The following is a 24,423-nucleotide window of genomic DNA, read 5'->3' on the forward strand; positions in this document are numbered from 1 at the left end:
TTAATACCCTTTAGAATTGTAATAAGAATCTATTGTATTCAAAACTTCCCTTCTTAGTAGATATATTGCAACAGCATTTGGAATCATAAGGCACATAAACAAACTGTCACCTAGATAAGATATAAATTCTATATTCTTTGACATACAGCTGATATACACTGAAACCACTATAAGAATTTGGAACGGTATCAGTATTTTTTTACTACCAAATAAATACAGCAAAGCAACTTCACAGTAGTAACAATAAGCTATTATTGTGGAAAATGCAAAGGAAAACATCATTAGCGGAAAAACTAACTTGCTGAACAAGGGCAAAGCTATTGAAAATATCGAACTAATTAGTGTAATATCACCCACGTTATCAGTGCTATGCATACCAGTGATAATTATCACAATACCAGTCAAAAATGAGATTAATATTGTGTCTATAAGTGGTGCAATCATTGCAACGCACCCAACTTTAATTGGATCTTCTTCTTTTACAGCTGAATGTGCTATAGCTGCTGTTCCGGTACCTGCTTCGTTAGCAAACACTGATCTTCTCACTCCGGCTATTAATCCGCTCAATACTCCGCTTCCTATAGCTGATTTATTGAAGATATCTTGGAATATTATGGATAGAGCATTCAGCAAATTACTTCCGTTTACATAAATTAAATATATACACATACCCACATATAGCACTATCATAATTGGTGTTAAGCTCGTTGAAACGAAAGCAATGCGCTTTATTCCTCCCAATATTACAATAAAGACAAGCAGGGATATAATAATGGATGCGTTGTATTCTAGGAGGTTATTTGATAGTGCTGCTATTTGATTTGCTTGAAATGGTATACCGCCCAAAATCATTGCAATAAGTAGCATAATCGCATAAGTGAAGGCAAGAAATCTACCAGTTTTTGCAAATCCAATTTTTGCAAGCCCGTACTTCATGTAATAAAAAGCCCCGCCAGTTGTATTTTCAGAGCGATAAGTAAATGCAAGCACCACCTCGGCAAACTTTATCGACATACCAAGTATTCCGGTAATTACCATCCAAAAAACTGCACTTGGGCCCCCTATTGTGATAGCTATTGCAACTCCTGATATTGTTCCAAGACCAACTGTTCCTGAAATTACTGTTGCAAACGCTTGAATATGAGTGATTATGCCATTGTTGCTGTTATTACACTTTAGATTGAATAGCGTCTGTATTCCATATTTAAGTAACCTAAAGTTAATGAATTTGAACTGGGCAGTACAAAAGATTCCAGTTGCAATTACCCAAATAATTATAAATGGAATGTTGAATATCTTTATATACAGAAATGAATTTAATAGTTCACTTATCTTCAAAATCATGCAGTTTTCTATTTTTTGTTAGCTAACGAGTTTTATATGTAAAATATATGTAAAACCCGATGCTTATTGGAATAGTAAGTGTATACACTATACCTAAAATTGGTAGAGTCATCCAGGGCTTACTGATGAAAAATACAATAAGTACTCCAAAAAATGACACAAATATATAGGATAGGCTTTTGGGAATATAAATATATTTTGCAGAGAAAGTTGGAATGTGACTTATCGAAAAAAATGAAATGGCCAGAAAGTAACAAGCTACGTTTCTTGTGTTAAAAAATCGCTCTATGAGAAGTAAGTATTCACTCTCATGAGATTGAAAGGTAATAATTATTGGTAACAAAGAAAGTAAAGCACACACTGGAGCTGGAACACCAGAAAAGAAAAATTTTTCCCAGTATGGTTGTTCTGAGTGTAGCGAAACATTAAATCTTGCAAGTCTTATTGATATGCAGATTACGTATATCATTACTAAAATCCAACCTATGACTTTGATTTCGTTTAGCTTCCAAAAATACAAAAGAAATGCAGGCGCTGCACCAAAATTTAGAAAATCTGCAAAAGAATCAAGTTGGGCTCCAAAATCGCTAGTTGATTTTAGAATTCTAGCTATTCTGCCATCCATTCCATCTATTATTGCTGCAATGATGATAAAAATTACTGAGAATTCCCATTGTTCATTAAATGTAAATTTAAGTGAAGTGAGACCAGAACATAAACCCAATAAAGTTATAAAGTTTGGGAATAATTTAGTAATAGGTAAGAATCTACTGTTACTTCCATCGTTATTCATATAACGTCAAAAGTAAGCTTCTCTTGAACGTTTTCCTTATTTAAGTTTGCTATAATTGTTTCACCACCAATAACAGTTTGCCCTTCTGAAACTCTGACTTCTGTATCAGCAGGAACATAGATATTCACTCTACTGCCAAACCTTATAATTCCAAACCTTTCACCTGCTTTTACGTTCTGGGATATTCCTAAATTACAAACGATACGACGTGCAATTAATCCAGCTATTTGCTCCACAATAATTTCTTTCCCCTTTTCGTATTCAATTACAATAACCTGCTTTTCATTTTCATTACTAGACCTATTGCTCATTGCGGATACAAACTTGCCTTTTTTATAACTCATTTCCTTTATCGTACCAGATATTGGTATACGGTTCACATGGACGTTCAAAACACTTAAAAATATGCTAACAAGCGTAAACTTCTTCTCCTCTCCGTTTTCTGCTGATAAAGGATAATTAACTTCTTCAATTTTTGAAATCACACCATCAGCAGGACTTAATATAAGATTCTTATTGTTTGGCACAGCTCTTGCTGGATCACGAAAGAAATAAGTACACAATAATGTCGGAAACAAGCACGTAACGCCAAACCCCCAAGATATAGAGAATGCTATGCACGTTACTATAAAGGAAACTACTATAAATGAATAACCTTCCCTGTTTATATTAGGTAAACCAAAACACATAATCTTATTAACAATAACCTATTGTTAACAATTTATCATTTATAATTTCTCATGAAAAGCTTTTTTTAACTGCTTCAGCAAAGTCTTTTTGATACAAGGTAACATTACAGATTGTTATATTAGCACATAGAATTACCGTCATACTGTAACAACCCGTCCAACACAAAATCTAATGCCTAAGTTTAGATCAGAAAACTGATTCTTCTAAAAGTTGCTCACTATCCTCGTCTATTATGATAGAATTATCATGATTTCTGAGTAAATCTCTGATTTTCGTTTCTATTTCATTTGCGACTTCTTTGTTTGTTTTTAGGTAAGTTTTTACATTCTCTCTTCCTTGCCCAAGACGTGTGTTGTTATATGAATAGTAAGCGCCTGCTTTTTCAAGCACACCAAGCTTTGCTCCCATATCTATTATTTCTCCGAGTTTTGATATACCTTCATTGTACATTATATCAAATTTCGCTTCTCTAAATGGAGGAGCAACTTTATTTTTTACAACTTTAACTCTTGTTTCATTACCTGTAATATTTTCTTTGTCTTTTATTACACCAACTTTTCTTATATCAAGCCTTACAGAAGTATAGAATTTTAATGCATTTCCACCCGTGGTAGTTTCAGGATTTCCATACACTACTCCTATTTTCATACGAATTTGATTAATAAATATCAATATACAGTTCGCTTTTGAAACGGCAGAGGTTAGTTTCCGTAGCCCATGACTTAGAAGCCTTGCTTGCAGCCCCATATGTTGATCACCCATATCACCTTCAATTTCAGCTCTTGGAGTTAATGCTGCGACAGAGTCAATAACTATCACATCAACCGCACCAGAACACACTAAATACTCAACAATATGCAACGCCTGCTCTCCAGTGTCTGGTTGTGAAATCACTAAATCATCAGTGCTTACCCCAAGTTTACGAGCATATAAGACATCCAATGCATGTTCTGCATCGATAAATGCGCATGATCCTCCTTTTTTTTGTGCTTCAGCAATCACGTGCAAGGCAAGAGTGGTTTTACCAGAACTCTCGGGGCCAAATATTTCAATTATACGCCCTTTTGGCAGACCTCCAACACCTAGAGCCGAATCAAGCGCAATTGATCCTGTGGATATTGTGTCTATTTTTTCTACAGGGTTTTGCTTCAACTTCATTATTGCACCTTTACCGAATGCTTTTTCAATCTGGCTTATTGCGTTATCTAGCGCTTTTTGTTTATCACTATTTCTTTCTTCTGGGTTACTTGCCATAGATCATTTATTAATTTATATAATTCTCTATGATAATCAAACGCGAATAACCTGCCAAGGTTTTTCTAGTATTTATGTATTATTTCAATGAAAAATATTAACGTTTTCATAAAGCAGATATTTGTTTGCCTTCGTTAGTAACACACTATACTTTAGTGTACGAACGTTGCAATTTGCAGCATAGCAGGTGGTGTCATCCAAGTAGCCAACACTGAAATGACTAAATTCGAAATGGCTACATGAATTTATTGTAAATTACTACCGTATAAGGTGCGATGCAACAAAGCCATTCCAGTGTCAGCTACTTGAATGACACCTCTTAGATGGGTCAGCTACTCAGATCTGCCATGAAAACTGCAACCCTAAATGTTGGAGCACTGTCGTACACTAAGCGCTGTAATGACAATTTTAGTCGCTTCATACACTTATCATGCTAGTCATAACAGAAATAATTTTTACCAAAGATATTTATGAAATAATTGACATAGTTTGGAAATATGTATATTATAGAACATTAATAGTTAGTTAATTTGTAGGTGTAATGTGGCTAGAAATGTTTTGAATGAAAATGAGTACCACGCTTTAAAGCAGTTGTTTTTAACATTTAATATTCAAAAGGAGGATGTGGTAAATTCTGACATTAAGAATATTAAGAAAAAGCTTAGTCAACAATACCGTAAATTATCGTTAAAATATCACTCAGATAAAAACCCAAACAATAAAGAAGCGGAGGAGAAATTTAAGGTTATTGCATTAAATAAGCCATTTTTTGAAGAATTTATAATAGAGCCATTGGAGAAAGGTCTCAATAAAAGAAATAATTTAATAAAAGAATTACGCGGTAAGTTGTGGAGTCGCAGTTATGAAGAATTGCAAAAATACTTAGATGATAAGTGCAGAAATAAACTCTATAATAAGCAGCAGTCAATTAACAATAATGTAACTGCTTATGTAAAATATTCTTCTTATTCAAATCTCTTAGGAGTTCTTTTAGTATCCTTCACATCAATTGCATTTTTAATAATTAATGGTATTTCTTCTAATGTACCAATAGCAGTAGGTTTTCTTGCTCCCTTGTTAGCAGGATCTATTTTGAGTCTAGCTGTTAAGAGCATTTATACTAGAAATGGGAAAGAGTTTAATCATCAGACTAATATTTTATTATTGTTTAACTTTGACCAAGAATGCGAAAATTTTTCAAAGAGTGATAGGACTAAATTAAAGTGGCTAAAAAATTCAGTTATTTTGAGCAACACAATCTGTACATCTTTAATGTTTTTCGGTGTGGGATTAGATTTAGTTGCCAACGGCTTTGGTATAACTAACTCTATGATGTTATCCGGCTTATTACTTTCATTACCATTCACGCTTTTAATTGTTACTTCACCTATTTTAAATGCTGCAAGTAATTATATTCTCAAAAAGACAGCTATAAATTCAATTGAGGAGCAATTTAAAGGTGATGATCAGTTTATAGAAGTCGATAACGAAAAGCCAAGCAGTACTATGAGCAATCAAAGTTATTTCCCCATCGGTCAGTTAATATCATCAAAGTTAGCTATTCTCCATAGCGAAGTCTCTAGCTAGGAACAATGAGCCACAGATTAGTATGGTTTTGACGTTTTGGGTAGAGGCTTTTAATATGTGATTTGATATTGCATCGCCAATTGATTCACATTCAACTGCTTTTATTCCTATGTTATTGGCTTTTTCCCTAATCAAATTTGTATTTGTTGCTTTAGGTTCAGACTTAACACAAACCGCACATAGTAGCTTGATATATGGCTTTAAGTGCTCTAAGAACTCTTCCACATTTCTGTTACTAGTAACACCAAAAACCATATAAATACCTTCAGCAAAATTATCTTTTACCCACTGAGATAGTACTCTAGCACCATCATTATTGTGTGCACCATCTAAAAATAATTGCCAATCTTTCGGTAGTAGGAAAATTAAATTACCTTCTTTTATAGACTCTAGCCGTGCAGGCCAATAAGTGCACTGTAAACCTGAAGTGATATCCTCTTCTCCAATATCAAATTCATACTTTCCACTTAAAATACTACATGCTGCAATAGCATTGCCTGCATTAATCACCTGATGATCACCCTTTAAAGATGGCAAAGGAAATTCTATTGATTGAATAGCTGATTGAAAAACCATTTTGTTGTTCTTTTTTTTGCAATTCCATTCAAGACCTCCTCTATACAAGGGAGATTTCTTATTTATTGCGTGGTGTTCTAGCGTGTTCACTATAGATTTTTCTTGCGGTGCTATTACGCAAGGAACATTAGGTTTCATTATTCCAGCCTTTTCACCTGCTATAATTTCTACAGTAGGGCCAAGATATTCCGTATGATCAAGTGCAATGGAAGTAATTATTGTTAAAATCGGATTATCTATAACATTTGTTGCATCAAGCCTTCCACCCATACCCACTTCAACTAAAGTTATATCGGCTTTATGACGAGAAAAAGCTAAAAAAGCTGCAATAGTTGCAGCTTCAAACAGAGTGATAGGTTGTTCTGCAATTACTGCACGACATTCTTCTAATAAGCTATATAATTCATTATCGTCGATATAGCTGCCGGCTATCACTATCCTCTCATTAAAACTCACTAAATGTGGAGAAGTGTATGCGTGTACCTTATACCCTGCTGCTTGCATTATATATCTTATAAATGCTAGTGTTGAGCCTTTCCCATTAGTTCCAGCTATATGAATTACGGGAGGCACTTTTTTCTCGGGGTTATCTAGTTTGCTAAGAAAGCCTTTTATGCGATCAAGAGAAAAATCATTCGGCCTGCTACCAAGTGGCTTAGGCCAATGAGGCATATATATCATGGATTGTTATTGCATTTTAATTCAGCTATAACGCTTGCTATGCCATGCGTGTCGATTTTTTCACTAAATTGATAACGTTGATTAATAGCAATACTTATTCCACTCATTACAACATCACTTATCAAGAAAGAACTGTTATTTTTAGTAACTTTAAAATCAATATTTGTAAATTCTTCATCACCGTAAGAAAATCTTGTACCAATTAAGCAAGTTTCATCGTCAACTGCTTTTGTACTCATTATGATCATTTCACTATCATGCATGTATTTATATAAAATTTTAACGCACAAACGCGTAAGATACACTTCATACTCTCTTAAAAAATCTTCTTTTTCTTTTTGTTTAACTAAAGCCCAATGTTTTCCTATGACGAATTGCGATATTCCTTTGAGGTTAACATTGTTTTGAATGACCTCCTGAAGCTTTTTTTGCACACATTCCCGGTTTTTTTTATTCTCCTTTGTAGATATACCATCCACTTGTTGCTTCATAGTATGCACAAAAATTTTGTGATCTGTACAATTAGTGTAAGCACTTGAAGAAATTACAATAAAAACAATGATAGTTAAAACTTTAGTAATGTTCATAAGATATATTTATTAGCTATGATACTTAGAATGCAAAGTTTAATAAAGATTAAATAATAATCGCTAGCTTTAATATATCTATAGACACACCTTGTATAAATCATCTACAATTAATTAAGGGTCTGTTCTATGCGTTATGAGTTAAGTTAAATTTCCCGAGCGATAATTTCTAGTCAAGGGAATTGCCTCTGTTAATTTCGTTGAAATTGATACGCGATGCCCACCTTAACTTTAGTCTCAGGAATCTACTAAGGCTGACAGTAGATACGGATCCTATTTTGATTGGTTTAACATTTATGCTTCATCAATACAAAGAACAGGGTGTTTTCCTATGTTTGCCTAATGAAGTATTCCAAATTGTAATTGATGTTGAAAGGTATCCTGATTTTGTTCCTTGGTGCAAAGCCGTTTATATAAAAGAAAAAATTAACAACCAAATGGTTGTGGATCTCCTCGCAGCTTTTCATGGAATTAAAGGTAGATATACATCAGAAGTTACTTCTCTTTCTCCAAGTGGAACAAATGAAGGTTGGATAAAAGCTGTATCATCAAATGGAATATTTAAACATCTATACAATGAATGGCAATTCATTCCCATAGATGAAAATAAAACTATGGTAAAGTTTTATATAGAGTTTAAGTTTAAGTCCAACTCATTTTCCACTTTATTAAACTCAGTATATAAGTATACACAAAGTAAAATAATTGCTGCATTTAAAGATAGGGCTGAAAGCCTTGCTAAACAAAAGTTATCTTGACATTATTAATATAAATGTATAATTTTTTTTAGTAAGTTAAGTGTTTATATTGTAATGATTTTTAGACTATTGTTTTTATTAATTTTCATAAGTGTTAATTCTTATGCAGTTGTTAAGCAAGATTTATCCGATAACCAATACATTCAAAAAAAACCCAATGAAATAACATCAAATGAGCTATTATCGCCATTACCTAATGATAAATTATTAGGAGATCCAAAAGCACCAATTCTAATGATAGAATATGCTTCATTAACTTGTTATCACTGCTCTCTTTTTCATAGGAATGTTTTTCCTAAAATTAAAGAGAAATATATAGACACAGGTAAGATGTTATATATATTTCGTCATTTTCCTTTGGATTACAGAGGGCTAAAGGCTGCAATGCTAAGTCATTGCTACGAAAAACAAGAAGACTACTTTAATTTTAACAAAGCTGTTTTTAACTCAATAGATTCGTGGAATTACTACAATTTAAGTGATTTGACTTTACTACAAAGAATTGCTGCACTAAGCAACTTAAAGCAAGATGCATTTAACCAATGCATTAATGATAAGAAAATAATGGATAAAATCGTAAATGATAAATCACTGGCAATTAATAAACTTGGTATCACAGCCACTCCAATATTTTTCATCAAGCTTAACGATGATAAATCATATATAGAGCATAATAAAGTTAAACATAGAGGGTATAAAGAGCTGAAATATTTCACTAATGTGATAGATAAATTATATGGAAAAGCTATAGTGAAGTAATACCACTGTAGCTTACCATATAAAAGACTCTATGCTGAGTCATTGTTTTTCACTACTGTTTGTTGTTTTTTACGCTCAAACTCTCTTTTTTTACTGTGCCAAGTGTAGTAATACATAGCGATTTTATTCTCTATTAATACTATTGTCCCATCATAAAACTGAACCATATCCATAACTTTTCTCTGAGCTTCATCAAAACGTTCTTTATACTTTTCACGATAAGCTGGATTATGTAGTAACATAACCCCTTCATTCTTGTTAGATTTTTTGTTTAACGTTTCAACTTCACCAGCAATAGTATAAGACATATAACCCCTTCTAATTGATTATAAAAATTATATTTTAAAAAGAGAAATGCGCATAAACAATCCCTTTAATTCTAGCATAATAATCGACTGTTTATTATACTAGTTAACTATAGTACGATATATAATAATTTTTGTCACTTAAAATTTTATACTATGAAATAATAACTTAAAATAAATGTTTTTATTATTTTAAACTATATTATTATATTTATAAATTGTGTATGAATTAAGTCTCCCTAATTTATAATATATGCGTAATAATTTTAGTATAAAATTGTCATACATAAGAAATCTATTTGCAAAAGAATATAAAAAAATAGAAGAATATTGTATTCTTGAAAAAAAGCAACATATTCAAATTGGCCCTGAAGAAGGAAAGCTATTAAGTTTATTTATAAAAATCCATAAAATCAAAAGTATTGTTGAGATTGGCACGTTATACGGTTATTCGTCGATTTGCATGGCAAAAGCTCTACTGGAAGATGGTCACATATATACAATAGAAAATAACCCTCAATACTCAAGAATAGCAAAAAAAAATTTTAGTGCTTTTAATCTGAGTGATAAAATTACTCTAATAGAAGGCAATGCATTGGAAAAACTTAATGAATTATCAGCAAAAGCACCATTTGACATGATATTTATCGATGCTGATAAAGGTGGTTATCCTAAATATTTAGATTGGGCAGAGTCATACATTAAACAAGATGGGCTAATCGTTGCAGATAACACTCTATTGTTTAACACAGTATTTTTAGAATCGCCTCCAAAAGAAGTATCAGAAAAATCATGGCATGCTATGAGGGAGTTTAATAATAGATTATCAGATGAAAAAAAATATTTCTCTATATTGATTCCAACTGATGAAGGAATGACTGTAGCTTTAAAGCTAACATAAGTTAAAAATCAAGGTCAGCATAATGTTTAGGAGGGATTAAACCGGAAACTCTCTCTAATAATATCTCACGAAAACAAGGCTTTGATTTAACAATGGAGTACCATTCTTTTAAAATTTTACTTTTTTCCCATGGAAAACTACTTACATAATCCATTACGGAAATATGCGATGCTAAAGCAATATCAGCTAAAGTGAACTTATCAGTTGCAAGCCAAACGTTCTTGTTAATTAAGTGTTCGATGTATTCCATATGGCAAGGCAGGTTATGCTGAGCTGCATGAAGAAATCTAGAGTCAGGGCTGCGGTTAGTAATTACTTTTTCATTCATAATATACTTAGTAACTTCATTGTAAAATTTGTTATCGAACCAATTGATTAGAGCGCGTATTTTAGACTTAATAATAGTGGATGAACCAAATAATTTGACGTCGCTATTGTAAGTTTCTTCTATATATTCACAAATGGCATTACTATCCGCTATTACAAAGTTATTATCTATTAATACTGGTACTTGCCCGGTTGGATTGATCTCCATAAATTCATTCCGTTTTTCCCACGGATTTTCATACACTAGATCACAGCTCAACTTTTTTTCTTTGAGAAGAGCTCTAACTTTTCGTGAAAATGGACAAAGAGGAAAATGATATAAAATCATAATATTCCTCTTTTGTTATCCCAATATCCTTTTTTTGTTACTCTATGGCTTGACCTACAACTGTACGAACTTTCTTTGTAGTCCACAGAAGTTTGCGTAGCAGGTGGTGTCATGCAAGTAGCTGACACTGGAATCCAGTTCTTATTATACAACAGCCTGATGTATTCATTTAAAATTAAGTTTTCTGGATCCAAGTAGTCAAGCACTGGGATGACAGAAGAAGAGTATTTTAGGTAACAGTTGTTTACTCCAAAGTAATGTTGCAAGAGATCTAACATATAAATTATTAAGGTTAATATAGGATATACCTTGCTAAATAAAAAAAAAAGTATAATATTTTATAAGGTATGCAGGCAAAAACTCTGTAATTTGGTCAGATCAGAAATGAGGCAGCCATATCGGAACCTTTTTGGGTTGCATACCTACTTCATTATTTGTTTTATCCGAAGCTGTGAATATAGCATTAAAACATCGTCCTAGTAGCTTTAAAGATCTAGTAGGTCAAGATATATTAGTGCGTGTATTAGAAAATGCTTTTACTTTAAACAAAATTCCACAATCTATACTGCTCTCTGGTAGTAGTGGAGTTGGTAAAACCACCACTGCAAGGATAATAGCTTTATGTTTGAATTGTTCCCTGGGGCCAATTTTTGAACCTTGCGGATTGTGTGAAAATTGTCTAGCAATAAAAAATTCAAGCCATCCAGATGTGATTGAAATCGATGCAGCAAGTCACACTAGCATTGACGATATTAAAGTAATCCTGGGAGATATTTGCTATTCACCTATAAGCTCTAAATTCAAAGTCTACATTATAGATGAAGTACATATGTTATCCAGCAGCGCATTTAACGCATTACTTAAAACCCTAGAAGAGCCACCATCTAGTGTAAAGTTCATTTTAGCAACTACGGAAATAAAAAAGATACCGATAACTATTATTGCACGTTGTCAAAGATTTGATTTACACAACATTCCTGTAGCTAAAATAGTGGAACGTTTAAATGATGTTGCACAAAAAGAGAGTTATTCCATTGAAAAGGGAGCATTGGAATTAATTGCACGACATTCTGGAAATTCAATGCGTAACGCCTTGTTTTTGATGAATCAAGCAGTGCTATATAGCAGAGATGGTGCAATATCCACTAAAAATGTGACAGACATACTTGGCCTAGTGGATAAAGATATTATATTTGATCTATTAGGGGCAATATTAGAAGGTGATTTACAGAAAGCTCTATCAGTGTTTGACAAGGCGATAAAAACAGCAAACCCACTTAGTATTTTTGAAGGTCTATTGCAAACAATTCAGTTAGTATGCCGTTTTTTAATTACGAAAGAGATTGATAGTGCAGTTACAGAGCATGAAAAGAATAGGATAAAAGATTTAAGTATAAAGAGATCTTTAATATTTTTTTCGAGATTGTGGAAGGTGTTGCTTAAAGGTATTCAAGATATAAAAACTTCAACATGCAACGATGTTGCTGCTGAAATGATGTTAATTAGTCTTTGCTATCTCTCTGATCTACCTTCTCCAGAACAGGTGATCAAAAAAATTCTTTCACAGAATGTAGAGCAAGGAAATAGACAGGGCAGACCTGTTGCACCTTCCCCCTCTGTCATCCAAGTAGCTGACTACTCGGATCCAAAAAAATATGTGGAAAGTAAACAACAACCCCACTCTGTCATCCCAGTGCGTGACACTGGGATCCATGTGGAAAATAAACAACAAAATTACGATTTTGATAAGATTTTGCAACTATTAAGGCGAAGTAACCAAATTTATCTTTACAAACAACTGTGTAATAATCTACAATTAATAGATTGTAAACCTGGATATTTAAAATTAAAAGCTGTATCTAAGTTGGATAGTAATTTTTGCAATGATTTAAAAAATTACTTAAACCAGGTGACTCAGCAAGAGTGGGTTATTGCAGTTGATACAGGTTATATAAACAGGGAAGTGAGTAATTTAAATTATGCACCTGCAGTTAAGGATATCCTTGACACGTTTAAAGGTGCAAAAGTAGTTAATATAGAAAATAAGGAGTAAGTTGTGGATTTTAGTCAAATAATGAAACAAGCGCAAGAGATGCAAAAAAAGCTTGCAGAAGCTCAAGAAAAATATGTTGGAAAAGAGTTTCAAGGTATTTCTGGTGGTGGCAAAGTTTCTGTATTAGTGGAAGTCATAAAAATAGGTAGCTATAAAGCTAAAAAGGTGAACATAGACTTAGAACTTATGAGAAATGAGGAAAAAGATATAGTAGAGGATTTAGTAACAGCAGCGTTTAATGATGCCGTTAAAAAAGCAGAAGAAGATATGGCGAATGCAACTTCTGATCTTGCAGGTATGATGGGTTTACCATCTGGGTTTAAACTTCCTTTTTGAATTTACTACTGAAGTTTCTTTTAGTGTAAGTATTTTTTTTCTAATATTCCCAACGCTAGTACTTCTTCATATAATGTACCTATACTAGCATAGCCCTACGTCATACCGTGATTCATTCCACAACTGTACAAACATTGCAATATGGCACATAGTAAACGATGTCATTCCAGTCTGGAATGGCTTTGTTGCATAGCAACTGAAAAAATCTGGTGGCTACTGACAAAATTCATTATAAAATAGCCATTTAACCTTGAAAGAAAAAATATGCCACAAAAAATGAGGGTCAGTAACCATAGCGAATATAACAAATTTCTAGAAAAAAGAGGAAATATTTTTCATTATATCAACGAAGCCATAGAAAAGTGGTACGAGAATGGTCCAAAAATACCAGGTGGCAACAATATTTATAGCGATAAAGTTGTAATTTTGGTGCACATAATAACTTGTTTATTTAGAATAGGCCTGAGGCAAACAGTTGGGTTTATAGCAGGATACCTTGAGCAAATTGGGAAAAATTTGCAAGTTATCAGCTATTCACAATCATCAAGAAGGTTTAAGAAACTCAATATTAAGATCAATGATTGCAGAAAATAATATGGAAGATATCGAAATTGCTATAGACAGTACAGGAATTAGTATATACAACAACACTCCTGGTCATAGCAAAGAAAATAGCGAAGATAGAAAGTATCGCAGCTATGAACAGACAAGAAAATTGCATGTAATGTTGAATACAAACAGCAAAAAAGCCATAGCTGTAAAATACAGTAACGGCTGATCACTATGGAGCTTGTGATTTGCTAAAAGAAGTCGATTTTCAGTATGTCATAAAAGTACTATATGCAGATAGGGCATATGACAGAGAAAAGCTCTATAAGCTGTGTAATCAATATGGTATAAAAACGAAAATTCCTCCAAAAAACAACGCAGCAGAGCATCCAAAGTTAGACTATATGGCTGAGAGAAATGCTGCAATTAGACTAATAAAATCATGCAGCGAAGATGGAATGAAGAGGTGGAAAAGGCAAACAAACTACGGAAAAAGATCTTATATAGAAAGTTTTTTCTCGCGACTGAAACAAACATTCGGGTTTAGTTTTAGGAATAAATCTGAGACAAATCGAGAAAAAGAACTAAATGCTATTTGCTTAATAAATTCACTGATATTGGTATGGCTAAATTTGAGATAGCTTCATAAATTTATTGTGCGTTACCTACTATCCGAAGAGCGATGCAACAAAGCCGTCTGGAATCCAGCCTTGCCGTAATCTCATCAAGAACATTGTGTTTTAACATAAAACGGCTACTTTTATGCTTACCAACTTAATAAAATTCCTGGATCCCAGACGGCTTTGTTGCATCACACTTTATGAGATGGTGATTTATGGTAAATTCATGTAACTATCTCAAATTTAGCCATACCAATATCAGTGAATTTATTAAGCAAATAGCATTTAGTTCTTTTTCTCGATTTATCTCAGATTTATTCCTAAAACTAAATCCGAATATTTGCTTTAATCTTGAGAAAAACCCTTCAATATAAGATCTTTTCCCATAATTTACTTCTTTTTTCCATTCTTTCATGCCATCTTCACCGTATAATTTTATTAACCTAATAGCAGCATTCCTGTTAGACATATAATCTATTTCTGGATGTTCTGCCGCATTGTTTATTGGTGGAATTTTTGTCTTTATATCATATTCGTTACACAACTTATAAAACTTGTGCCTATCACATGCTCTATCTGCATATAGTGCTTTTATGGCATGCTGAAAATCAACTTCTTTTAGCAAATCACAAGCTCCATAGTGATCAGCCGTTACTGTATTTTACAGCTATGGCTTTTTTGTTGTTTATATTCAACATTACGTGCAATTTTCTCGTTTGCTCATAGCCACGATATTTTCTGTCAGTGCTATTTTCCTTGCTGTGTGTTGTTGTATATACTAATTCCTGTACTGTCTATAGCAATTTCGATATCTTCCATATTATTTTCTGCAATCATTGATCTTAATATTGAGTTTCTTAAACCTTCTTGATGATTGTGAATAGCTGATAACTGCCAAATCTCTTCCTATTTGTTACAAATACCCTTTTATAAACCCGACTGTTTGTCTTAAACCAATTCTAAAGAAACTGACGATTATATGCACCAAAATCACAACTTTATCACTATAAATATAGTTGCCGCCCTGCATTTTTGGACAATTCTCGTACCAATTTTCTATGGCGTCATTGATATAACAAAAAATGCTTCCTCTTTCTTGGAGAAATTTGTTATATTCATGGCAGTTACTGACTCTCATTTTTTGTGGCATATTTTTTCTTCAACAGTTAAATGGCTATTTATAATGAATTTTGTCAGTAACTGCCAGTTCTTTTCACTTGAGCGATGCAACAAAGCCATCCCAGTCTGGGATGACAAGAAGATGGTACTTGGATAAGAGGCATTGCCCTCCTGGTAGGCCCAAATTGCAATGTTCGTACAGTTGTGGATTTCTCATCCGCTAACAAGCAGCGAGATGACGAGGTCTTTCGATAGTAAATCTTACCTGTGTTAGCTATACCAAAAAATCAAAAGTCGTATTTATTCATTAATAAAATCTTTGTCTTCTCCTAAAAATTAGTTAAAATGTAGAATATTTTGTGTTATTAAGTTAGCACTTGACTTAACTTTAGTTGTTACTTAGACTGCTAAAGTGGAATTTTAATTTTTTTTACGAGGACAATTATGCATTATAAAAAGTTTTTTTCAGCAGCCGCTTTAGCAACGTTGCTAAGTTTATCAAACTCTGCTTTTTCAGATCCTGTTGGTCCAATAAGTGATGAAGAAACTAGCTACTACGTTCGTTTGCAATACAACGGTGAAGTTTTACCTCTTTTCACAAAAGTTGATAACATGAAAATTAAAAAGGGGACTGATGATGTTGATCCTTTTAAAGCTTCTTTTATAGGAGGTGGTGCCGCATTTGGTTATAAAATGGACGACATTAGAGTTGATATTGAAGGGCTATATTCACAGCTAAACAAGAATGTGAACAATGATGAAGTGCTTACTCCAAATACTGTTGCGGGCAGCTTAACAGCAATTTCAGGGCTAGTTAACGTTTATTACGATATAGCAATTGAAGATGTGCCTATCACTCCATATGTTGGTGTTGGTGTTGGTGCAGCGTATATTAGCACTCCTTTGAAAGACGCTGTGAATGATCAAAAAAGTAAATTTGGTTTTGCTGGTCAAGTAAAAGCTGGTGTTAGTTATGATGTAACTCCAGAAGTCAAACTTTATGCTGGAGCTCGTTATTTCGGTTCTTATGGTGCTAATTTCGATAAAAGCAGTGGTGGGAAAGACAAAGGAGGACATACAGTCCTTTACAGCACTGTTGGTGCAGAAGCTGGAGTAGCGTTTAATTTTTAGTCTATCTCAGTCTTGTTATCCCAGTGGGTTTTTTCTTGTCATTCAAGTAGCATGACACTGGGATCTAGAAAAAAGAAATGTGGATTCCAGTGGGCTTTGTTGCATAGCAACTGAAAAAATCTGGTGGCTACTGACAAAATTCATTATAAAATAGCCATTTAACCTTGAAAGAAAAAATATGCCACAAAAAATGAGGGTCAGTAACCATAGCGAATATAACAAATTTCTAGAAAAAAGAGGAAATATTTTTCATTATATCAACGAAGCCATAGAAAAGTGGTACGAGAATGGTCCAAAAATACCAGGTGGCAACAATATTTATAGCGATAAAGTTGTAATTTTGGTGCACATAATAACTTGTTTATTTAGAATAGGCCTGAGGCAAACAGTTGGGTTTATAGCAGGATACCTTGAGCAAATTGGGAAAAATTTGCAAGTTATCAGCTATTCACAATCATCAAGAAGGTTTAAGAAACTCAATATTAAGATCAATGATTGCAGAAAATAATATGGAAGATATCGAAATTGCTATAGACAGTACAGGAATTAGTATATACAACAACACTCCTGGTCATAGCAAAGAAAATAGCGAAGATAGAAAGTATCGCAGCTATGAACAGACAAGAAAATTGCATGTAATGTTGAATACAAACAGCAAAAAAGCCATAGCTGTAAAATACAGTAACGGCTGATCACTATGGAGCTTGTGATTTGCTAAAAGAAGTCGATTTTCAGTATGTCATAAAAGTACTATATGCAGATAGGGCATATGACAGAGAAAAGCTCTATAAGCTGTGTAATCAATATGGTATAAAAACGAAAATTCCTCCGAAAAACAACGCAGCAGAGCATCCAAAGTTAGACTATATGGCTGAGAGAAATTCTGCAGTCAAGCTCATAAAGTCATATGATGAAGATGGTATAAAGAAGTGGAAAAAAGAGATGAGTTATGGAAAAAGATCTTATATAGAAAGTTTTTTCTCGCGACTGAAACAAACATTCGGGTTTAGTTTTAGGAATAAATCTGAGACAAATAGAGAGAAGGAACTACTTGTTAAATGCTATTTGCTCAATAAGTTCACTGATATTGGTATGGCTAAATTTGAGATAGCTTCATAAATTTATTGTGCGTTACCTACTATCCGAAGAGCGATGCAACAAAGCCATTCCAGTGTCAAGGCACTGGAATAACACTATTTGCTATGTGTTTAAGCTATAACGTTTACCATTGTACTGGTAGAATATCATCTAAAGTTACATAATGTTATCCAATTAGCTAACACTGCGGCCTACTGTCTCCAAGAAATTAGATGGAAAATTTGTACTTTTTTCAAATCAAAGCTTGAATTTTTGCTGGAAAATCAATATATTATATGCATGAAGTTTTAATTTAAGTTGTTATGTTGACCTCAATGGCAAACTTATGTGTCGATAGCAGAACCAATCTCATGCAATATATTGCTAGGGTGCAAAAATTTCCTATGCTGTCTCAAGAGGAAGAGGTACGATTAGCAAAAAATTGGAACCAATATAAGGATGTTTCTTCTGCTCATAAATTGATTACCAGCCATTTGAATTTGGTAGTGAAAATTGCAATGAAATTCAAAAATTATGGACTATTGTTGATGGACCTGGTCATGGAAGGAAATATGGGTTTAATGCATGCAGTGAAAAAGTTTAATCCTGATTTAGGGTTTCGTTTTTCAACTTATGCGGTGTGGTGGATTGAAGCTTCAATAAAAGACTTTATATTGAAATCTTGGTCGTTTGTGAAAATAGGCACAACGCAAGCACAAAGAAGATTGTTTTTTAGTTTACGTAAAATAAAAAAAAGAATTTTACAGTATACAAACAGGGAAACCTTAAATAATGAAGAAATAAAAGCAATATCTAATGAGCTTTCTGTATCCGAAGGAGACGTTCTGCAGATGAATTACCGTATGGCTTGTAAGGATCAGTCGCTAAACGATTGCATAAAAATAGGTGATGACTCTAAAAGGGAGCTACAAGATATGATCCCATGTAACTTGGTTAGTCAAGAAGTAACCTATCAGAATCATGAAGAAAAAGAATTAAAAGAAGCAATTTTAAACAATGCACTAGCGAGCCTCAACGAAAGGGCAAGAGACATTTTTATCAGTAGATATTTGTCTGAAAACATTCAAACTCTGGATGAACTTAGTAAAAAATATTGTGTTTCAAGAGAAAGAATAAGGCAGTTGGCTGAGCAGGCGATGGCTAAGGTAAAACAATATATACAATCTGAAAGTTTGAAATTTTGTTTGCATGCGTAGTTTTTTTATATTTCTAATATTTTTTTCGATAGGCGCTTTTGCATCGGTTAGTGATGTACAATTGAAGGAAAAATATAAAGATTGGCTCGTGTATACTGCATTGGAAGATGGAGAGAAAGTATGTTATATTGTATCCTATCCTAAAAAAAAAAGCGAATATTATACAACCAATCGCAAGCCGTATGTAATGGTTAGTTATGTTGATAAAAAAGCAGATGAGGTAAGCGTTACCTCTGGTTTTCAGTATGATAAGGAGCCTGTAGCTCTCAATATCGACAAAAAAATTAAATATACACTGCCCATAATACAGGGAAGTTTTGCGTGGGCAGAGCATACAAAAATAGATCAAGATCTCATTCTAAAAATGAAGCAGGGATTATCAATGGTAGTTAATGGAAAAACAAAAACAGTGACCATTGATGATACTTATTCCCTACTTGGTTTTCAAAAAGCGTATCAAAAAATGCATGATTTATGCCATACAAAGTAAATTATTGTAACAGAATACCCAGCTATAGTATAAACTAGACTACTCTTTCAATGGAAATATAAATAGCACTTTACTTTATATGGGATGTGGATATCATTTAAAATATATTTTTGAGAGTTAGCAATGTCAGAGGTTGCAGGTGTAGATACAGAAATCAAAAAGCAAAATTCTGTGTGCGAGCAGATGCGTTTTAGCGTGAGCCGCACAAGTCTTTTAAATACATTATCCAGAGTAAGTGGAGTGGTTGAAAGGCGTAATGCAATAGATGTTTTGGCGTGTATAAATATCAAAGCACAACACGGCAGCATAAAATTAATGGCAACTGATCTTGACATTTCAATGTTTGCCTCACTTGCTGCAACCGTATTAACAGAAGGAGAAGTAAAAATTTCAGCGCATACTTTACATGACATAGTGAAGAAGTTACCCGCTGATTTGGATGTCAATTTTGAAGTAAACAACCAAGGAAAATTATTGATGTCTTGCGGAAATGCAAACTTTTCTTTACCGAATGTAGTTTCAAGCAGCTTTCCTGCTCTTGAAGAAGACAATTATAAACATGATTTTATTCTACTAAATACGGACCTGATAGACTTATTAACTAAAACAAAATTTGCTGTATCACTAGATGATACAAGGTATAATTTAAATGGAATATGTCTACATACAGATGAGCAGTTTCTGTACTGCGTTGCAACTGATGGCCATCGTTTATCATGTATAAAGAGGCCAAAGCCTGGGAACATCAATGGCGAATTTGGTGTGATCATTCCACGTAAAACTGTTATGGAGCTGTTAAAAATATTGGACGATTGTAATGAAATTAATGTAAAACTCTCAGACAGAAAAATCAAGTTTACATGCGGTGAATATATTCTAATATCAAAATTAATAGATGGAACTTTTCCAAATTATAAAGCAGTTATTCCAGCATCTCAAGATAAGCATATGATTATTGAAAGTAAAAAACTTTCAGATGTTATAGATCGAGTTTCCGTTGTTGTATCTGATAAAGTAAAATCTATTAAATTCTCACTACAAGAAAAGCTGCTAACTCTGCATTCAAACTCCCAAGAGTGCAGTGATGCAACTGAATCCATAGAAGTGGACTACAATGAAGCCCCTATAGAAATAGGGTTCAACTCGCGTTATTTGCTTGATGTTCTATCTTGCATAAAAAATAAATGTAAGTTTAGCTTAGCCGATGGTAATAGTGCTACAATTATCACTGATGAAGATGATTCAAGTGTATTATATGTAGTGATGCCAATGAGAACTTAAACTCGTCATCTCGCCGCTTGTTAGCGAGATCTGGAGATACTGCGGCGGTATGGCACTTATTTCACTAAGAACGTTACTTTTTATTAAATTAGTAATCTATCTTTACCAAATACAAGCCAAAAGGCGGCGCGGTAACCCCAGCAGCACTTCTTTTGCATTGGCTTAATATATGTAGCATTTCTTGCGGATTGGTTCTATTTTTTCCAAATTCAACTAAAGTACCCGCAATAATCCTCACTTGGTTATGTAAAAAGGAAATAGCAGATATTTTGATGTGTATATGATTCCCGTTTTGTACTATATCGATATCATCAATTGTTCTTATCGGATTTGCGGCGTGACAATCTTTTGAACGGAAACTTGAAAGGTCATGTTTTCCAAGTAGATGTTTAGCAGCTTCACGCATAATATTTACATCAAGTGGACTAAACACTTGCCATACATAACCTGTCTCCAGAGCGGCAGGAGCATAGCGATTAACTATTCTGTATTCGTAATATCTTTTTTTGCTGAAAACCGTGCGTGAAACGCATCATCTACAACTTCTACATTGAGCACGACTATAGGAATTGATTTTAAATGATAATTTATTGCATTTCTTATTCTATAAAGCTCAAATTCCTTTTCCATATCAAAATGAGCAACTTGTCCTAAAGCATGAACCCCTGCATCAGTCCTGCCACCACAGTACAAGGCAATTTTCTCACCACTAAAATTAAATATAGCATTTTCTATCTTCTCCTGGATTGAGTTAGCAGAGTGTTGCTGTTTTTGCCAACCAGAGAAATTACTACCATTATATTCTACCGTTATTTTGTATCGCACTGCATTACATCAAGCTCTATCTAAAATAGTCATTTTCTATCTTAACATAATTTATGGTCAAGCCTACAGTGCTGCCACTCCCATAAAGTAGTTCGTCCAATCTTAAATCTTGCTGCCACTGCTTCTCTGCTTTCTCCTTCGTCTAGCGCCTCCATTGCTTTTTTTCTTAAATCATAACTATATGCTGCTGGCATTCAACCTCCTTATCATTATCTATCCTTATCACATCCGGACTTCTATGAAAAGAGCTATAAATCGTGAAAAAGAACTGCTCATTAAGTGCTGTTTGCTTAATAAATTTACTGACATTGGTATGGCTAAATTCGAAATGGCTACATGAATTTATCGTAAATTATTACCGTATAAGGTACGATGCGACAAAGCCATCCCAGTGTCAGCTACTCGGATGACACCGTCATAAAGGAACCAGTGTTAGCTACTTGGATGACAACCATTGTGCTTGAGGCAAAATTGACTATCACTTCTTTTTATAGAGCTTGCTCCAAACTTTGTTGTTAGTTAATACAAAAAACACTGTTAAAATTATAAAATACGCCACTACTTTTAATCCAAGTTTATGCCGGCGCTCTAATTCTGGCTCTGCTGCCCATTGTAAAAAATTTATCACATCATACGCCATATTTTCAACTGTGGCTTGCCTTGCACCATCATATTCCACCATTCCTTCAGAAAGTGGTGGCGCCATAGCTAATCTGCCTGTTGGAAAATACGAATTAAAATATAAATCATTTTCATCGTGTTCGCCGTTTTGATAGCCTGTTAACAATGAATAGACATAATTTGCACCATCATGCCTTGCTTTAATAATTAATGATAAGTCTGGTGGGACTGCACCATTGTTGCTTGCTGCAGCTGCTTCTTTTGTATCAAAAGGCGCAATAAAATAATCCGAAGGTACTCCAGGTCTGTCAAACATTTCACCCAAATCATTCGGACCATCTTTAACTTGATAAGAAGCTGCTATTTGTTTTACATCTTCTTCAGAAAAACCGACATCTTGCAAATTACGAAATGCTACCCTATTCATTGAATGACAAGCAGCACAGACTTCTTTATACACTTTATAGCCACGCTGAATTGACTCTCTATCGAAAGATCCGACAATTCCATCAAATTTCCAGTCTATTTTCTTATTTGGTGATGATTTAAATTCTTCTGCAGATATAAGACTAGATAGAAATAACATGCAGAAGATTGCAAATACATTAGATCCCATGCATAACCACTGTTTTAGTAAATTTCGAATTGATGTCATGCAAGTAGCTGACACTGGAATCCAGCTTATTTCATCACTGACATTATGGTTATCATGCACTCCTAGAATCTGTTGTCCATTGCATGATTTGTAAGTATTTTTATACCTGGATCCCAGTGTCAAGCACTGGGATAACAACGGAAGATAGTGGAATGACACTGTGTGTTGTATACAACGTTCATACAATTGTGTACATGATGCTGGAATCCATTTATTTTTTTTCTGGATCCCAGTGTCAAGCACTGGGATGACAAAAGAGGGCTCTGGGATGACAGAAGAGAGCTCTGGGATGACAGAGAATTTTGTAAGAGATCTGCTTTGAATTGACATCACCTCATCTCCGGCACAGAATCACTTAAGGTTTTTGGTGGTTCTTTTGGCTTTTCATACTTACTAAGCAGTGGTAAAACTATCACAAAGTATGCAAAGTAATAAAGAGTAGATAGCCTACTCATAGTGATGTAAGGCTCTTTTACCTCTTGTCCTCCAAGCCAGGCAAGAAGTACAAAATTTATTGCAAAAACCCAAAAAAATTTCTTAAACACCGGGCGATAAGCACCACTTTTAACTTTTGATTTATCAAGCCAAGGTAACAAAAACCACACTAAAATAGACGCAAACATGGTAAGCACACCAGTAAGTTTATCTGGAATTGAACGTAGCATTGCATAAAAAGGTAAAAAATACCACTCTGGCACTATATGTACCGGAGTGACCATAGAATCAGCTTCTATATAATTGTCTGGATGCCCAAGATAATTGGGAGCATAGAAAACAAATGCGAACAAAACTACAAAAAACAGACCAAAAGTTATGCAATCCTTGACTATATAATAAGGATAGAGAGGGATGGTATCCTTATCTGATTTTACCTCCACTCCACTTGGGTTACCAGAGCCAAACCTATGCAGAGCTATCACATGAAGCATAGCTAAAGCAATAATAACAAAAGGCAGAAGATAATGCAGAGCGAAAAAACGGTTAAGTGTTGGGTTATCCACTGAAAAACCACCCCATAACCATATAACTATTTTATTGCCAATTAAAGGTATAGCAGAAAATAAGTTGGTTATAACTGTTGCACCCCAGAAACTCATTTGTCCCCAAGGCAATACATATCCCATAAAGGCAGTTGCCATCATTGCAAAAAATATAAATATTCCAATAAACCACACCATCTCTCTCGGTCTTTTATAAGATCCGTAATATAATCCACGCATTATATGAACATAGACTACCATAAAGAAGAGCGATGCTCCAACAGCGTGAGTGTAGCGTATTAACCACCCGTAATTCACATCTCGCATTATGCGCTCTACACTATTAAACGCATAATCAACATGCGGAGTGTAGTGCATAGCAAGAAATATACCTGTTATTATTTGTAAAATCAGCGCTATACCAGCCAAAGAGCCAAAGTTCCAAGCATAATTTAAGTTTTTTGGCACTTGGTAAGAAGCAGTGTGTCTTAGAAAAGAAAATATAGGCAATCTATATTCTATCCATCCTAATATGCCTTTTTCTTCTTTTATTGTTTCTTTTTTGTTATCTTCCTGCAT

The 24,423-nt window shown here is 33.9% G+C and carries 21 protein-coding genes, 2 other RNA genes and 7 pseudogenes; 16 read left to right on the forward strand and 14 right to left on the reverse strand.

All coding sequences use genetic code 11. The annotated features are described in order from the left end of the window. The 4 genes from OM961_RS04920 to recA form a co-directional block, all read right to left on the reverse strand. Complete coding sequence (locus OM961_RS04920; RefSeq protein WP_264339522.1) at window positions 1-1,344, reverse strand: alanine/glycine:cation symporter family protein; 1,344 nt, start codon at window positions 1,342-1,344, stop codon at window positions 1-3. 22 nt (window positions 1,345-1,366) lie between these two features. Next, a complete protein-coding gene (locus tag OM961_RS04925) occupies window positions 1,367-2,137 on the reverse strand; it encodes a CDP-alcohol phosphatidyltransferase family protein (protein WP_015589351.1) in 771 nt (256 codons plus the stop codon). Further along, window positions 2,134-2,826 carry a phosphatidylserine decarboxylase gene (locus OM961_RS04930; protein WP_007548750.1) on the reverse strand — a complete coding sequence of 231 codons (693 nt, stop codon included), beginning with the start codon at window positions 2,824-2,826 and terminating at the stop codon, window positions 2,134-2,136. Before OM961_RS04930 ends, OM961_RS04925 begins: the two co-directional genes overlap by 4 nt. Window positions 2,827-3,013: 187 nt before the next feature. Beyond that, on the reverse strand, window positions 3,014-4,081 hold the full coding sequence (gene recA / locus OM961_RS04935; protein ID WP_010963008.1) for a recombinase RecA: 1,068 nt from the start codon (window positions 4,079-4,081) through the stop codon (window positions 3,014-3,016). A gap of 624 nt (window positions 4,082-4,705) precedes the next feature. Between recA and OM961_RS04940 the strand changes: the two genes are divergently transcribed. Then, window positions 4,706-5,668 (forward strand): J domain-containing protein, encoded by a 963-nt coding sequence (locus OM961_RS04940; protein WP_077188321.1) that lies wholly within the window; start codon window positions 4,706-4,708, stop codon window positions 5,666-5,668. Here the strand turns inward: OM961_RS04940 and OM961_RS04945 are convergent. Both OM961_RS04945 and OM961_RS04950 read right to left on the reverse strand, forming a co-directional pair. Beyond that, a complete protein-coding gene (locus OM961_RS04945; protein ID WP_022626401.1) occupies window positions 5,636-6,925 on the reverse strand; it encodes a bifunctional folylpolyglutamate synthase/dihydrofolate synthase in 1,290 nt (429 codons plus the stop codon). The genes OM961_RS04940 and OM961_RS04945 overlap by 33 nt on opposite strands. After that, window positions 6,922-7,512: an MlaC/ttg2D family ABC transporter substrate-binding protein gene (locus tag OM961_RS04950; RefSeq protein WP_010963011.1), complete on the reverse strand. Its 591-nt coding sequence runs from the start codon at window positions 7,510-7,512 to the stop codon at window positions 6,922-6,924. The genes OM961_RS04945 and OM961_RS04950 overlap by 4 nt, the downstream gene beginning before the upstream one ends. A 116-nt stretch (window positions 7,513-7,628) precedes the next feature. On the opposite strand from OM961_RS04950, the gene ssrS reads away from it, so the two are divergent. From ssrS to OM961_RS04965, 3 genes are all read left to right on the forward strand, one after another. Then, a non-coding RNA gene (gene ssrS, locus OM961_RS04955) (6S RNA) lies at window positions 7,629-7,789 on the forward strand. Window positions 7,790-7,808: 19 nt separating this feature from the next. Beyond that, window positions 7,809-8,270: a type II toxin-antitoxin system RatA family toxin gene (locus OM961_RS04960; protein ID WP_010963012.1), complete on the forward strand. Its 462-nt coding sequence runs from the start codon at window positions 7,809-7,811 to the stop codon at window positions 8,268-8,270. A 54-nt stretch (window positions 8,271-8,324) separates the two neighbouring features. Beyond that, window positions 8,325-9,029, forward strand: coding sequence for a DsbA family protein (locus OM961_RS04965; RefSeq protein WP_264339523.1), 705 nt, complete (start codon window positions 8,325-8,327; stop codon window positions 9,027-9,029). A gap of 29 nt (window positions 9,030-9,058) precedes the next feature. Here the strand turns inward: OM961_RS04965 and OM961_RS04970 are convergent, their stop codons facing one another. Beyond that, window positions 9,059-9,337: a DUF2671 domain-containing protein gene (locus OM961_RS04970; protein ID WP_006279425.1), complete on the reverse strand. Its 279-nt coding sequence runs from the start codon at window positions 9,335-9,337 to the stop codon at window positions 9,059-9,061. Window positions 9,338-9,587: 250 nt separating this feature from the next. Here OM961_RS04970 and OM961_RS04975 point away from each other — a divergent pair, with 250 nt between their 5' ends. Then, entirely contained in the window at window positions 9,588-10,235 is a 648-nt protein-coding gene (locus OM961_RS04975; RefSeq protein ID WP_264339524.1) for an O-methyltransferase, read from the forward strand. Window position 10,236: 1 nt separating this feature from the next. On the opposite strand, the gene OM961_RS04980 is transcribed toward OM961_RS04975, so the two are convergent. Together OM961_RS04980 and OM961_RS04985 are read right to left on the reverse strand one after the other, a co-directional pair. Further along, a complete protein-coding gene (locus tag OM961_RS04980; protein ID WP_182309739.1) occupies window positions 10,237-10,890 on the reverse strand; it encodes a glutathione S-transferase family protein in 654 nt (217 codons plus the stop codon). Window positions 10,891-10,982: 92 nt separating this feature from the next. After that, window positions 10,983-11,105, reverse strand: a pseudogene (locus OM961_RS04985) (WPE palindromic element domain-containing protein); the annotation flags it as partial. Between the two features lie 121 nt (window positions 11,106-11,226). On the opposite strand from OM961_RS04985, the gene ffs reads away from it, so the two are divergent. The 4 genes and pseudogenes from ffs to OM961_RS07680 all read left to right on the forward strand — a co-directional run bounded on the left by ffs (window position 11,227) and on the right by OM961_RS07680 (window position 14,477). Beyond that, window positions 11,227-11,326, forward strand: an RNA gene (ffs, locus tag OM961_RS04990) — signal recognition particle sRNA small type. 15 nt (window positions 11,327-11,341) lie between these two features. Continuing rightward, window positions 11,342-12,943 carry a DNA polymerase III subunit gamma/tau gene (gene dnaX, locus OM961_RS04995; protein WP_264339525.1) on the forward strand — a complete coding sequence of 534 codons (1,602 nt, stop codon included), beginning with the start codon at window positions 11,342-11,344 and terminating at the stop codon, window positions 12,941-12,943. Window positions 12,944-12,946: 3 nt separating this feature from the next. Beyond that, a complete protein-coding gene (locus OM961_RS05000; protein ID WP_010963017.1) occupies window positions 12,947-13,279 on the forward strand; it encodes a YbaB/EbfC family nucleoid-associated protein in 333 nt (110 codons plus the stop codon). A gap of 264 nt (window positions 13,280-13,543) precedes the next feature. Next, window positions 13,544-14,477 (forward strand): annotated as a pseudogene (locus OM961_RS07680) (IS5 family transposase). Window positions 14,478-14,672: 195 nt separating this feature from the next. Here the strand turns inward: OM961_RS07680 and OM961_RS07685 are convergent. After that, window positions 14,673-15,598: pseudogene (locus OM961_RS07685) on the reverse strand (IS5 family transposase). A gap of 40 nt (window positions 15,599-15,638) precedes the next feature. On the opposite strand from OM961_RS07685, the gene OM961_RS05030 reads away from it, so the two are divergent. The 6 genes and pseudogenes from OM961_RS05030 to dnaN all read left to right on the forward strand — a co-directional run bounded on the left by OM961_RS05030 (window position 15,639) and on the right by dnaN (window position 20,763). Next, on the forward strand, window positions 15,639-15,791 hold the full coding sequence (locus OM961_RS05030; protein ID WP_264339526.1) for a hypothetical protein: 153 nt from the start codon (window positions 15,639-15,641) through the stop codon (window positions 15,789-15,791). A gap of 220 nt (window positions 15,792-16,011) precedes the next feature. Next, window positions 16,012-16,698: an acyloxyacyl hydrolase gene (locus OM961_RS05035; RefSeq protein WP_264339527.1), complete on the forward strand. Its 687-nt coding sequence runs from the start codon at window positions 16,012-16,014 to the stop codon at window positions 16,696-16,698. A 178-nt stretch (window positions 16,699-16,876) separates the two neighbouring features. Then, window positions 16,877-17,817 (forward strand): annotated as a pseudogene (locus OM961_RS07690) (IS5 family transposase). A 281-nt stretch (window positions 17,818-18,098) separates the two neighbouring features. Continuing rightward, a complete protein-coding gene (locus OM961_RS05055; protein WP_041582625.1) occupies window positions 18,099-18,992 on the forward strand; it encodes an RNA polymerase factor sigma-32 in 894 nt (297 codons plus the stop codon). Continuing rightward, window positions 18,985-19,482 (forward strand): invasion associated locus B family protein, encoded by a 498-nt coding sequence (locus tag OM961_RS05060; protein WP_006279310.1) that lies wholly within the window; start codon window positions 18,985-18,987, stop codon window positions 19,480-19,482. The genes OM961_RS05055 and OM961_RS05060 overlap by 8 nt, the downstream gene beginning before the upstream one ends. Window positions 19,483-19,605: 123 nt before the next feature. Then, entirely contained in the window at window positions 19,606-20,763 is a 1,158-nt protein-coding gene (gene dnaN / locus OM961_RS05065) for a DNA polymerase III subunit beta (RefSeq protein ID WP_264339528.1), read from the forward strand. Window positions 20,764-20,851: 88 nt separating this feature from the next. On the opposite strand, the pseudogene truA reads toward dnaN, so the two are convergent. Both truA and OM961_RS05075 read right to left on the reverse strand, forming a co-directional pair. Further along, window positions 20,852-21,588, reverse strand: a pseudogene (gene truA, locus OM961_RS05070) (tRNA pseudouridine(38-40) synthase TruA). 71 nt (window positions 21,589-21,659) lie between these two features. Further along, window positions 21,660-21,782 (reverse strand): annotated as a pseudogene (locus OM961_RS05075) (IS630 transposase-related protein); the annotation flags it as partial. A gap of 47 nt (window positions 21,783-21,829) precedes the next feature. Between OM961_RS05075 and OM961_RS07695 the strand changes: the two are divergent. Next, a pseudogene (locus OM961_RS07695) lies at window positions 21,830-21,928 on the forward strand (IS5 family transposase); the annotation flags it as partial. A gap of 138 nt (window positions 21,929-22,066) precedes the next feature. Here the strand turns inward: OM961_RS07695 and OM961_RS05085 are convergent. Then, window positions 22,067-22,825, reverse strand: coding sequence for a cytochrome c1 (locus OM961_RS05085; protein ID WP_010963022.1), 759 nt, complete (start codon window positions 22,823-22,825; stop codon window positions 22,067-22,069). A gap of 368 nt (window positions 22,826-23,193) precedes the next feature. Further along, complete coding sequence (locus OM961_RS05090; RefSeq protein WP_006280242.1) at window positions 23,194-24,423, reverse strand: cytochrome b; 1,230 nt, start codon at window positions 24,421-24,423, stop codon at window positions 23,194-23,196.

Origin of the sequence: Wolbachia endosymbiont (group A) of Cydia splendana (assembly GCF_947179475.1) — a bacterium.
GTDB classification, from domain to species: domain Bacteria; phylum Pseudomonadota; class Alphaproteobacteria; order Rickettsiales; family Anaplasmataceae; genus Wolbachia; species Wolbachia pipientis.